The organism is Streptomyces sp. NPDC005899, from assembly GCF_040629645.1.
Taxonomy (GTDB): Bacteria; Actinomycetota; Actinomycetes; order Streptomycetales; family Streptomycetaceae; genus Streptomyces.
The window spans coordinates 1-12,679 of sequence record NZ_JBEXWB010000172.1; the positions used below are offsets into that span (position 1 = coordinate 1).

Consider the following 12,679-nt stretch of genomic DNA (forward strand, 5'->3'; position numbering starts at 1 on the left):
CACCCCGTGGCCGGTGACGTCGCCGACGACCAGCGCCGTACGCCCGCCGGGCAGCGCCACCACGTCGTACCAGTCGCCGCCCACCCCGTGCGCGTCGGCGGCCGGCGCGTAGTGCGCGCGCACCCGCAGGCCGGGGGTGTGGGGGGTGGCGCGCGGGAGCAGGCTGCGCTGCAGCGAGAGGACGTGCTGGCGCTCGCGCCCGTAAAGGCGGGCGTTGTCCATGAACACGGCCGCCATGGCTCCGAGCTGGACGGCCACGTCGGCGTCGGCCCGGTTGAACGGCGGACTGCCGCCGGCCCGGACGAAGTCGGCCGAGCCCAGCAGGACACCGCGGGCGATCAGCGGGACGGCGAGGTAGCTGTGCACGCCCTGGCGCCGCATGGCCGCGGCCGCGCTGTCCGTCGGGGCGACGCGCCGGAAGTCCTCGTCGGTCATCCTGCTGACGAGGACGGGCTCGCCCCTGCGCAGGCAGTGGGTGGTCAGCAGCGTCTCCCGGCGCTCCCGGCGGTCGACGACCTCGCCGACCGGGGAGGGCTCCAGCCCGGACAGCGCCTCGACCGCCCGCACCGCCATGGCCCTGGTGACGGGCACGGCGCTCCCGGTGACCCGCTCGCCCTCCTCCCCGTGCAGCACGGATTCCAGCAGGTCGACGGCGGCGCCGTCCGCCAGCCTGGGCACGCTGTACGCGGCCAGCTCCTGCGCCGTCCGCTCCAGGTCCAGGGTGGTGCCGATCCGGGTGCTCGCGGCGTGCAGCCAGCGCATGCGGGCGGCTGTGGTGAAGCGGTCGGGCCGCGGCGCGTCGGCGGCGTCCGGGCGCCGGACGTGCAACAACCGGGAGGTGCCGCCCTGGGCGGCCAGCCGACGGGTCAGGCGTCTCGCTCGGCTGCCGCCGCCGTTCACCGTGCCGACCTCCACTCGCGCCCGGGGGGGCGCATCGCTGTCGCCCCGGAGACTCACGAGCCGGCGGGGCACCGGCAGTCATGTTAGCGAGATCACGCCGGAATCACCCCTGCCCGTGCCGCCGTGATGCGAGCGCGGCACGGGCCGGGACGGAGGTGGGCCCGTCGCCGCGGCCGGCGCGGGGCCCACCCGGGACGTCACCGCAGGAGCACTCCGCCGTCCCCCGCCGCCGACGCGGCCGGCACCGCGACCAGGCCGAGCTCCGCTCCCGAGGCGAGCAGCGGATGGGAGGGCAGTACGCGCACCGTGTAGCCGTACGGCCCCGTGCGGTCGAGGGCGAGCGGGCCCTCGTAGAGCCAGCGGTCCTCCAGGTCGTGACCGCCGGCCGGCTTCAGCGGGACGGTCTGGGCCTCGGCGATCGCGTCACCGGAGTCGACCCGCCCGGCCACCACCTGCACCTCGACGTCGTCCGGGTCCAGGCCGCCCAGGGCGATCCGCACCCGCAGCGCGAGGGTGGAGCCCAGTTCGGCCGAGCCGCCCACCACGGCGTCGGCCGAGGCCTCCACGTGGTCGACGGCCACCTGGGGCCAGGCCGCGCGGACCTTGGCCTTCCAGGCCGCCAGCTCCTGTGCCGCCGCGGGCCCCAGCGCCCGGCGGGCCGACGCGGCGGGCGCGTAGAGCCGCTCGACGTACTCGCGCACCATGCGTCCGGCGAGGACCTTGGGCCCCAGGGTGACCAGGGTGCGGCGGACCATCTCGATCCACCGCTCGGGCAGGCCGTCCGCGTCGCGGTCGTAGAAGCGCGGCGCGACCCGCTCCTCGATCAGCGAGTAGAGGGCGCCCGCCTCCAGTTCGTCACGGCGCTCCTCGTCGGTGGCGGAGCCGTCGGCGGTGGGGATCGCCCACCCGAAGTCGGGCTCGTACCACTCGTCCCACCAGCCGTCGCGCACCGACAGGTTGAGGCAGCCGTTGAGCGCGGCCTTCATCCCACTGGTGCCGCAGGCCTCCAGCGGGCGCAGCGGGTTGTTGAGCCACACGTCGCAGCCCGGGTAGAGCTTCTGGGCCATGCCCATGCCGTAGTCGGGCAGGAAGACGATGCGGTGGCGCACCCTGGGATCGTCCGCGAACCGCACCAGCTCCTGGACGAGGCGCTTGCCCCCGTCGTCGGCGGGATGGGCCTTGCCCGCGACGACGATCTGGATGGGGTGTGTCGGGTGGAGCAGGAGCGCCCGCAGCCGGTCGCGGTCGTGCAGCATGAGGGTCAGGCGCTTGTACGAGGGAACGCGCCGGGCGAAGCCGATGGTCAGGACGTCGGGGTCGAGCACGCCGTCGATCCAGCCCAGCTCGGCGGTACCGGCGCCGCGCCTGCGCCAGGAGGCGTAGAGCCGCTTGCGGACCTCGGTGACGAGCTGCTCGCGCAGCCCGCGGCGCAGGTCCCAGATCTCCCGGTCGGGGACGGCGGTGACGGCGTCCCAGCGCCGGGGGGCACCGGCCGGCCCGGTCCCGGCACTGTCGGCCTGGCCGACCCCGGCGCCCGCGAGTGCGTTCTCCGCGCGTTCGGTGCCGAACTTCCTGGCGCCGAGGCGGAGTACCTCGGGGGCGACCCAGGTGGGTGCGTGGACGCCGTTGGTCACGGAGGTGATCGGCACCTCCGCGGGGTCGAAGCCGGGCCACAGACCGGAGAACATCTCGCGGCTGACGGCTCCGTGCAGGGTGGAGACGCCGTTGGCGCGCTGGGCGAGCCGCAGGCCCATCACCGCCATGTTGAAGAGGTCCGGCTCTCCGCCGGGGTACGTCTCCATGCCCAGGCGCAGGATCCGCTCCACCCCGACGCCCGGCAGCTCTCCGTCGTCGCCGAAGTGGCGTGCGACGAGCTGGCGTTCGAAACGGTCTATGCCGGCCGGCACCGGGGTGTGGGTGGTGAACACCGTCCCGGCCCGCACCACTTCCAGGGCGGCGTCGAAGTCCAGGCCGGTCTCGGACAGTTCCCGGATGCGTTCCAGGCCGAGGAAGCCGGCGTGCCCCTCGTTGGTGTGGAACACCTCGGGGTCCGGGTGCCCGGTCAGCCGGCAGTAGGTCCGCACGGCGCGCACCCCGCCGATGCCGAGGAGCATCTCCTGAAGCAGCCGGTGGTCGCTGCCGCCGCCGTAGAGCCGGTCGGTGACGTCGCGTTCGCCCGGCGCGTTCTCCTCGACGTCGGAGTCGAGCAGCAGCAGGGGGACGCGGCCGACCTGGGCCTGCCAGATCGAGGCGTACAGCGAACGTCCGCCGGGCAGGGCGAGCACCACCCGGCTGGGGGTGCCGTCCGCCTCGCGCACGAGGGTGAGCGGCAGTTCGTTGGGGTCGAGGACCGGATAGTGCTCCTGCTGCCAGCCGTCGCGGGACAGGCTCTGGCGGAAGTAGCCGTGCCGGTAGAGCAGGCCGACTCCGATGAGGGGCACGCCGAGGTCGCTGGCGGCCTTCAGGTGGTCCCCGGCCAGGATGCCGAGTCCGCCGGAGTACTGGGGCAGGGCCGCGGTGACCCCGAATTCGGGGGAGAAGTAGGCGATGGCGGCGGGGAGCTCCGCGCCCTGGGCGAGCTGGTCCTGGTACCACCGGGGGCCTTCGAGGTACTCCCGGAGGTTCCCGGACACCTCGGTGAGGCGGCGCAGGAAGTGCTGGTCCCCGGCCAGCTCGGTGAGGCGGTCGGCCGAGACGGCCCCGAGCAGGCGCACGGGGTCGGCGTCGGCGGGCCGCCAGCCCTCCGGGTCGGCCGCCTGGAAGAGCTGCTGGGTCTCGGAGTGCCAGGACCAGCGCAGGTTGCGGGCGAGGTCGCTGAGCGGTTGGAGGGGTTCGGGGAGGACGGGACGCACGGTGAATCGACGAATGGCCTTCACGTATCCCACCTTTACAGGGGACGCACGGATCCGAGGGGACGCACGACGGTGTGCGGCCCCTCCGTCACCCTCGACGGTAGCGGCGTGCGGCCGTTGGAGGCCACGGCGCGCGACCGGCTCAGTGGGAACGGCGCCGCCCGGCCCGACCGCCCCCGCCCCGGTCGTCACACCGTGCGCTCCCCCTCACGCCCCTCCCGTGGCACACCCGCGTCAGAGGTCCCGATCACACCATCGGCCCACGCGGCCCCATGGGCCAGATGCGTACACATTCCTCACGGGCGAAATGGCTGATTTCCCCTCCGTGCTCGACCTTGTAAGGCTCCGCACCACAGGGAAGGCTGCCATGTGTGCGTGACGCGTCGGCCGGGGGAAACGGCACGCCGCGTGCACGGTGCGTGCGCCGAGTGGACCCAGGAGTTAACACGCCGTCGGGTTGGCCGCCCGGAAGCGGTGGGAAGGCTTCCCCGGTACCCACCCGCGCAGCGCAGCACAGGTGCCCCGATCCGAGCACGGAACCCGCGCGCACCTGCCATTCGAGTGCCATTCGAGTGAACGCGGACAGGAGCGGCCATGCCCACAGCCCGCCGGCGGACGACCGAGCAGCTACAAAGGACGCAACCCCACCATCGCGGCGCGCGCGGCCAGCCCCTCCCACCCGCTCCGCGCTCCGTGCATGCCGAGCTCCAGCCCTCAGGTGATTCCATGATCGGTCGCATTCCCGTCCTGGACGTCCGTCCGCTCGTCGACTGCGGCAGACGGCCGGCCAAAGCCGTCGTAGGCGAGACCTTCCAGGTCAGCGCCACCGTGTTCCGTGAAGGCCATGACGCGGTGGCCGCCGACGTCGTCCTGTGCGATCCGAGCGGACGGCCCGGACCCTGGGCGCCGATGCGTGAACTCGCCCCGGGCACCGACCGCTGGGGCTGTGACGTCACTCCGACGGCCGAGGGGCACTGGACCTACACCGTGGAGGCGTGGAGCGATCCGGTCACCACCTGGCGGACGCACGCGCGGATCAAGATCCCGGCGGGCATCGACACCGACCTGGTCCTCGCGGAGGGCGCCGAACTCTACGAGCGGGCCGCCGGCGGCGTGCCGAAGCGGGACGGCCGCGAGGCCGTACTGGCAGCCGTCGACGCGCTGCGGGACACGAGCCGCCCGGCGGCCGCCCGGCTGGACGCCGCCCTCACCCCGGAGGTGGACGAGGCGCTGGGCCGGCACCCCCTGCGCGAACTGGTCACGGCCTCGCGCCCGATGCCGCTGGTCGTGGAGCGGCGGCGCGCCCTGTACGGATCCTGGTACGAGATGTTCCCGCGCTCCGAGGGGGCGCGCCCGGAGCCGGCGGCGCCCGCGAAGCCCGCCAGGAAGACCCGCGCCACCAAGGCGGCCGAGGCGGAGGCGGCCGCCGCGAGGGTGTCCGCGGCCGAGGCGGAACCCCCCGCCCCCAGGCTCCTCAGCGGCACCTTCCGTACGGCCGCCGAGCGGCTTCCGGCCGTCGCCGCGATGGGGTTCGACGTCGTCTACCTGCCGCCCGTCCATCCCATCGGCACCACACACCGCAAGGGCCCCAACAACAGCCTCTCCCCCGCCGCGGGTGACCCCGGGGTCCCGTGGGCGATCGGTTCGGCCGAGGGCGGCCACGACGCCGTCCACCCCGACCTGGGCACGCTCGAGGACTTCGACCACTTCGTGGGTACGGCCCGCACGCTGCGGATGGAGGTCGCGCTCGACTTCGCGCTCCAGTGCTCGCCGGACCACCCGTGGGTGACGGAGCACCCCGAGTGGTTCCACCACCGTCCCGACGGGTCGATCGCGTACGCGGAGAACCCGCCGAAGAAGTACCAGGACATCTACCCGATCGCCTTCGACAAGGACATGCCGGGGATCGTCGCCGAGAGCGTCCGCATCCTGCGCTTCTGGATGGACCGGGGCGTACGCATCTTCCGCGTCGACAACCCGCACACCAAACCGGTCGTCTTCTGGGAGACGGTGATCGCCGAGATCAACCGCACCGACCCGGACGTCATCTTCCTGGCCGAGGCGTTCACCCGGCCCGCGATGATGCGCACGCTGGCCGCGGTCGGCTTCCAGCAGTCCTACACGTACTTCACCTGGCGTAACACGAAGCAGGAACTCACCGAGTACGCCCTGGAGCTGGCCGGTGAGTCCGCCTCGTACATGAGGCCCAACTTCTTCGTGAACACGCCCGACATCCTTCCCGGTTACCTCCAGGACGGCGGCCGCCCCGCCTTCGAGGCGCGGGCCGTGCTCGCCGCGACCCTCTCCCCCTCCTGGGGCGTGTACGCGGGGTTCGAGCTGTGCGAGAACACCCCGGTGCATCCCGGGAGCGAGGAGTACCAGGACTCGGAGAAGTACCAACTCAGGCCGAGGGACTGGGAGTCGGCGGAACGCGAAGGCCGCTCGCTGGCGCCCCTGATCACCTCTCTCAACCGCATCCGGCGTCGCCACCCCGCGCTCCAGCAACTGCGCGACGTCCACTTCCACTCCGTCGACAACGAGGCGCTGATCATCTACAGCAAGCGATCCGGCTCGAACACCGTTCTGGTGGTCGTCAACCTCGACCCGCACCACACCCAGGAGGCCACGGTCTCGTTGGACATGCCGCGGCTCGGCCTCGACCGGCACGAGAGCGTGCCGGTGCGCGACGAGCTCACCGGCGACACCTATCACTGGGGCAGGACCTTCTATGTGCGTCTGGAGCCGGGCGTGAAGCCCGCGCACATCGTCGTCCTGCGACCGTCCCCGCCGACCGGAGGGTCACCCACACCATGATCGTCAACGAGCCCGTCCACGACCTGTTCGAGGACACCCCCGCCAAGGACCGTGATCCCGACTGGTTCAAGCGCGCCGTCTTCTACGAGGTCCTCGTCCGGTCCTTCCAGGACTCCAACGGCGACGGCGTAGGCGACCTCAAGGGCCTGACCGCCAAGCTCGACTACCTGCAGTGGCTCGGCGTCGACTGCCTCTGGCTGCCGCCCTTCTTCAAGTCGCCGCTGCGTGACGGTGGTTACGACGTCTCCGACTACACCGCCGTGCTCCCCGAATTCGGCGACCTCGCCGACTTCGTGGAGTTCGTCGACGCCGCCCACCAGCGCGGCATGCGGGTGATCATCGACTTCGTCATGAACCACACGAGCGATCAGCACGACTGGTTCCAGCAGTCCCGCACCGACCCGGACGGGCCCTACGGCGACTACTACGTCTGGGCCGACGACGACAAGCAGTTCCCGGACGCGCGGATCATCTTCGTCGACACGGAGACGTCCAACTGGACCTTCGACCCGGTGCGCAAGCAGTACTACTGGCACCGGTTCTTCTCGCACCAGCCCGACCTCAACTACGAGAACCCGGCCGTGCAGGAGGAGATCATCTCCGCGCTGCGCTTCTGGCTGGACCTCGGCATCGACGGCTTCCGGGTGGACGCCGTGCCGTACCTGTACCAGCGCGAGGGCACCAACTGCGAGAACCTCCCCGAGACCCACAACTTCCTCAAGCGGGTCCGCAAGGAGATCGACGCCAACTACCCGGACACCGTGCTGCTCGCCGAGGCCAACCAGTGGCCGGAGGACGTCGTCGACTACTTCGGCGACTTCCCGGCCGGCGGCGACGAGTGCCACATGGCCTTCCACTTCCCGGTGATGCCGAGGATCTTCATGGCCGTGCGGCGCGAGAGCCGCTACCCGGTCTCGGAGATCCTGGCGAAGACCCCGGAGATCCCCTCCGGGTGCCAGTGGGGCATCTTCCTCCGCAACCACGACGAGCTCACGCTCGAGATGGTCACGGACGAGGAGCGGGACTACATGTACGCGGAGTACGCCAAGGACCCGCGCATGCGGGCCAACATCGGCATCCGCCGCCGCCTCGCGCCCCTCCTGGACAACGACCGCAACCAGATCGAGCTGTTCACCGCCCTGCTGCTGTCCCTGCCCGGGTCGCCGATCCTCTACTACGGGGACGAGATCGGGATGGGCGACAACATCTGGCTCGGGGACCGCGACGCCGTGCGCACCCCGATGCAGTGGACCCCGGACCGCAACGCCGGGTTCTCCTCCAGCGATCCCGGACGGCTCTACCTCCCCACGATCATGGATCCGGTCTACGGCTACCAGGTCACCAACGTCGAGGCGTCCATGGCCTCGCCGTCGTCGCTGCTCCACTGGACGCGGCGGATGATCGAGATCCGCAAGCAGAACCCGGCGTTCGGCCTCGGCTCGTACAGCGAGCTGCCCTCGTCGAACCCCGCGGTGATCGCGTTCACCCGCGAGTACAAGGACGACCTCGTGCTGTGCGTCCACAACTTCTCGCGGTTCGCGCAGCCCACGGAGCTCGATCTGCGCGCCTTCAGCGGACGTCATCCGGTGGAGCTCATCGGCGGGGTGCGCTTCCCCGCCGTCGGGCAGTGGCCCTACCTCCTGACGCTCGCGGGACACGGTTTCTACTGGTTCCGGCTGCGGAAGGACGCTCCGGTCAGCTGACCTCCGTTGAAGGTCCGCTGACGGCGCCTCAGGTGCGGGGCGCCGCGCGCGGGGCGGTTTCCGCCGCCCCGCACGGGGCACTCTCCCCCGTATCGAGCGCATCCGGGCTCCTTCGGGCGCTTCATGGCCCAATGATCGAGTCCGTACGGACTTTTCCTCACCCGACACGTCCCGCACAGCCGGACAGCCATTGCCGCAATCCGGGACACTCTTCGCATCCTGTGGTGTGCCCGGGGAAAGGACGCGATGCCATGTCGGAGGCTGCATCCACTCGAGTCGCCCTGGCGAAGAGCACGACAACGAGAAAGACCACGAGTCGGAGTCTCGGGAGCAGCACGGGCACGACGGCACTGCTGCCGTCGCTCACCCCCCTGCTCCACGAGTGGCTCCCCCGGCAGCGGTGGTTCGCGGGAAAGGGGCAGCCGGTCACCGGCTTCTCCCTTGTCGCGGCCACCGAGATACTGCCGCTGGACGCCTCGGCGGGCCCCGGCCTGCTGCACCTGCTGGTGCGCGCCCATCAGCCGAGCCGGACCCCCCAGTCCCACGACGACTGCTACCAGCTCCTGCTCGGGGTGCGTGCCACGTTGCCGCCGCGCCTGGCCGGCGCCCTCATCGGCCAGGTAGCGGACGGCCCGCTCGCCGGCCGGGTCCTGTACGAGGGCCTGCACGACCCCCGTGTCGCCGGCCTCCTGCTGGAACGATTCCGTAACCCCGGATCGCTCGGCCACCTCAGCTTCGAGCGGGCCGCGGCGATCCCGCCGGGGCTGTCGCCACGGCTCCTGGACACCGAGCAGTCCAACTCCTCGCTCGTCTACGGCGACGCCTACATCCTGAAGATCTTCCGCCGGGTCTTCCCCGGCACCAACCCCGATCTGGAGCTGCCGCTGGCACTCGCCCGGGAGGGCTGCGGGCGGGTGCCGGCCCCGGTCGCCTGGTTCGAGGCGACCACTCCGGAGCCGCTCACCCTCGGGGTGCTCCAGCCCTTCCTGCGGGGCGCGCGGGACGGCTGGCACCTCGCCCTGGCCGCGCTCGGAGCCGGGCGCGACTTCGTCCCCGAGGCGCACGCGCTGGGCCGGGCCACGGCCGAGGTCCACACGGCGCTCGCCGCCGCCCTGCCGACGCCCGCCCTCGCCCGGGAGCGGACCGGCCACCTGGTGGCCGGGATGATCGACCGGCTGGAACACGCCGCGCAGGCGGTCCCGGCCCTGGTCCCGTACGTACCGGGGCTGCGCGCGGCGTTCGACGCCGTCGCCGCGCAGGGCCGTACGGGAGGGGGCTGGGCCGTGCAGCGGATCCACGGCGACCTGCACCTGGGCCAGGCCCTGCGCGGGCAGGACGGCTTCTGGTCGCTGATCGACTTCGAGGGCGAACCGGCCCGGCCCCTGCCCGAGCGCCGCAGTCCGCAGCCGACGGTGCGCGACGTCGCGGGGATGCTCCGCTCCTTCGACTACGCGGCCCGCTCGCACGAGCCGTGGAACCCCGAGTGGGCGGCCCGCTGCCGGGCCGCGTACTGCGAGGGCTACGCCCGGGCGGCGGGCACCGACCCGCGCGGCGAACCGGAGCTGCTGCGCGCCCTCGAGACCGACAAGGCGGTGTACGAGGTGCTCTACGAGGCCCGCCACCGCCCCGACTGGCTGCCCGTCCCGATGGCCGCCATCCACCGTCTGGCCGGCACGACCGCGTGATCCGCCCTTCCCATCCCTCACCCCCCGAGGAGGCAGTCCCTGTGACCGCCCGCAAGCCGTCCCGCAAGTCGCCCGAGCCCGCCGCCGAGCCCCTCGAGGTCCCGCCCGCGGCGGAACCCGTGACCACCGAGGTCACCGCCTCGGCCGCCGACGCCCCGCCGCCCGCCAAGCGCAGGACCAAGCGGGCCGCCACCGCCAAGACCGCCACGGGCACGAAGGCCGCGTCCGCCAGGACGGCGGCCAGGTCCACCGGTGCCGAGTCCGCCGCCGCGCGGGCCGCCGCCGCGACCCCCGTCGCCGAACCCGCCACCGAGACCCCGGTCGCGGAACCCGCCGCCGGCGCACCGGAACCCGCCACCGCCTCCACCGCCGCCGCGCCACCCCGCCCACGGCGCGGCGGCGGGAGCAGGGACGCGCTGCCCGCCACGGCCCTGTCCGACGCCGACCGGGGACGCCTGCTCGCCGGTGACCACCACGCTCCGCACGACGTCCTCGGCGCGCACCCGGCCCGGGGCGGGGTGGTCGTGCGGGTCCTGCGCCCGTACGCCCGCTCGGTGACCGTACTGGCGCAGGGGGTGCAGGCCGAGCTGCAGAGTGACGGCGACGGCTTCTTCTCCGCCGTCCTGCCGCTGCCGTCCGTGCCCGAGTACCGCCTGCTGGTCGCCTACGAGGACGACGAGATCGAGGTGGACGACCCCTACCGGTTCCTGCCCGCGCTCGGTGAGCTCGATCTGCACCTGATCGGCGAGGGCCGGCACGAGGAGCTGTGGCAGGCGCTCGGTGCCCGGCCGATGGAGCACCAGGGGGTCGCGGGGACCCGCTTCACCGTCTGGGCCCCCAACGCGCGCGGGGTCCGTGTCACAGGTGACTTCAACTACTGGGACGGCACGGCCTTCCCCATGCGTTCGCTGGGCGCGACGGGCGTGTGGGAGCTGTTCCTCCCCGGCGTCGGCGAGGGCGCCGTGTACAAGTACGACATCTGCCGTCCCGACGGTTCGCACACCCAGCGTGCCGACCCGATGGCCCGGCACACGGAGGTGCCGCCCGCGACCGCCTCGGTGGTCACGGCGTCGCACCACGTCTGGCAGGACGCCGACTGGATGGCGCACCGGGGCGACCGCCCGGTGCACGAGTCGCCCTTCTCGGTCTACGAGGTGCACCTCCCCTCCTGGCGGCCCGGCCTGAGCTACCGTGAGCTGGCCACCCAGCTGCCCGCCTATGTGAAGGAACTCGGCTTCACCCACGTCGAGTTGATGCCGGTGTCGGAGCACCCGTTCGGTGGTTCCTGGGGTTACCAGGTCACGGGCTTCTACGCGCCGACGTCCCGCATGGGCACCCCGGACGACTTCCGCTTCCTGGTCGACGCCCTGCACGGGGCGGGGATCGGCGTCCTCATGGACTGGGTGCCGGCGCACTTCCCGCGCGACGACTGGGCACTCGCCGAGTTCGACGGCCGGCCGCTGTACGAGCACTCCGACCCCTCCCGGGCCGCGCACCCGGACTGGGGCACCCTGGAGTTCGACTACGGCCGTACGGAGGTCCGCAACTTCCTGGTCGCCAACGCCACCTACTGGTGCGAGGAGTTCCACATCGACGGCCTGCGGGTCGACGCGGTGGCCTCGATGCTCTACCTCGACTACTCGCGCGAGGACGGCCAGTGGTCGCCGAACGAGTTCGGGGGCCGGGAGAACCTCGACGCGGTGGCCTTCCTCCAGGAGATGAACGCGACGGTCTACCGGCGCAACCCGGGTGTCGTGACGATCGCGGAGGAGTCCACGGCCTGGAACGGTGTCACCCGCGCCACCCACCACGTGGGACCGGACGGTTTCGGCGGCCTCGGCTTCGGGCTGAAGTGGAACATGGGCTGGATGCACGACTCGCTGGTGTACATGTCCAAGGAGCCGGTGCACCGCAAGTACCACCACGACGAGATGACGTTCTCGATGGTGTACGCGTACAGCGAGAACTACGTGCTGCCGATCTCGCACGACGAGGTCGTGCACGGCAAGCAGGCCCTGGTCACCAAGATGCCCGGTGACTGGTGGCAGCGGCGCGCCAACCACCGCGCCTACCTGGGTTACATGTGGGCCCACCCCGGCAAGCAACTCCTGTTCATGGGACAGGAGTTCGCGCAGGGCGCCGAGTGGTCCGAAGGCCATGGCCCCGACTGGTGGCTGCTGGACGAGACGTACGGGGCCTCCGCCGACCACCGGGGCGTCCGCACGCTGGTCACCGACCTGAACGCGGTGTACGGCGCGCTGCCCGCGCTCTGGCAGCGCGACACGGACCCGGAGGGCTTCTCCTGGATCGACGGCGGCGCCGCGGAGGACAACGCCCTCTCCTTCGTCCGCTACGACGCCGACGGCTCGCCGCTGCTCGCGGTCTGCCACTTCTCCCCGGTGGTCCGGCACGACTACCGCATCGGCGTGCCGGACGGCCCGGAGGCGTGGGTCGAGATCATCAACACGGACGCGGCGCGGTACGGCGGCAGCGACGTCCGCAACGAGGGCGCGCTGAAGCCGGAGGCGGTGCCGGCCCACGGCAGGGAGACGAGCCTGTCCCTGACACTGCCGCCGCTGGCGACGGTGTGGTTCCGGCCGGCCTGACGGCGGCCGGCCGGGTGGCACGCTATCAGCAGTTCGCCCCAGCCGCTGCCGAAATCCGCGATCCGGGCTCCCCGTGAGGGAGCGCAGGCGGCGATCAGCCGGGCGGCGTGGGCTTCGGA

At 72.3% G+C, this 12,679-nt stretch carries 6 protein-coding genes and 1 pseudogene; 4 read left to right on the plus strand and 3 right to left on the minus strand.

The genetic code is table 11. From position 1 onward, the window contains the following. Both ABZ371_RS19490 and glgP read right to left on the minus strand, forming a co-directional pair. A partial coding sequence (locus ABZ371_RS19490) for a GAF domain-containing protein (RefSeq protein WP_358681002.1) occupies positions 1 to 900 on the minus strand: 900 nt, incomplete at its 3' end. 197 nt (positions 901 to 1,097) lie between these two features. Then, positions 1,098 to 3,776 (minus strand): alpha-glucan family phosphorylase, encoded by a 2,679-nt coding sequence (glgP, locus tag ABZ371_RS19495; protein WP_358681005.1) that lies wholly within the window; start codon positions 3,774 to 3,776, stop codon positions 1,098 to 1,100. A gap of 702 nt (positions 3,777 to 4,478) precedes the next feature. Between glgP and ABZ371_RS19500 the strand changes: the two genes are divergently transcribed. The 4 genes from ABZ371_RS19500 (at position 4,479) to glgB (ending at position 12,560) form a co-directional block, all read left to right on the plus strand. Then, a complete protein-coding gene (locus ABZ371_RS19500) occupies positions 4,479 to 6,566 on the plus strand; it encodes an alpha-1,4-glucan--maltose-1-phosphate maltosyltransferase (protein WP_358681008.1) in 2,088 nt (695 codons plus the stop codon). Continuing rightward, positions 6,563 to 8,269 (plus strand): maltose alpha-D-glucosyltransferase, encoded by a 1,707-nt coding sequence (gene treS, locus ABZ371_RS19505; protein WP_358681011.1) that lies wholly within the window; start codon positions 6,563 to 6,565, stop codon positions 8,267 to 8,269. The genes ABZ371_RS19500 and treS overlap by 4 nt, the downstream gene beginning before the upstream one ends. A 251-nt stretch (positions 8,270 to 8,520) precedes the next feature. Continuing rightward, positions 8,521 to 9,954: a maltokinase gene (locus tag ABZ371_RS19510; RefSeq protein ID WP_358681013.1), complete on the plus strand. Its 1,434-nt coding sequence runs from the start codon at positions 8,521 to 8,523 to the stop codon at positions 9,952 to 9,954. A gap of 41 nt (positions 9,955 to 9,995) precedes the next feature. Continuing rightward, positions 9,996 to 12,560, plus strand: a complete 2,565-nt coding sequence (gene glgB, locus ABZ371_RS19515) for a 1,4-alpha-glucan branching enzyme (RefSeq protein WP_358681014.1) — start codon at positions 9,996 to 9,998, stop codon at positions 12,558 to 12,560. 23 nt (positions 12,561 to 12,583) lie between these two features. On the opposite strand, the pseudogene ABZ371_RS19520 reads toward glgB, so the two are convergent. Continuing rightward, positions 12,584 to 12,679: pseudogene (locus ABZ371_RS19520) on the minus strand (SAM-dependent methyltransferase); the annotation flags it as partial.

Coding starts and splice junctions, on each gene's coding strand:
- ABZ371_RS19510 (WP_358681013.1), top strand. CDS start 8,521: ATGTCGGAGGCTGCATCCACTCGAGTCGCCCTGGCGAAGAGCACGACA.
- treS (WP_358681011.1), top strand. CDS start 6,563: ATGATCGTCAACGAGCCCGTCCACGACCTGTTCGAGGACACCCCCGCC.
- ABZ371_RS19500 (WP_358681008.1), top strand. CDS start 4,479: ATGATCGGTCGCATTCCCGTCCTGGACGTCCGTCCGCTCGTCGACTGC.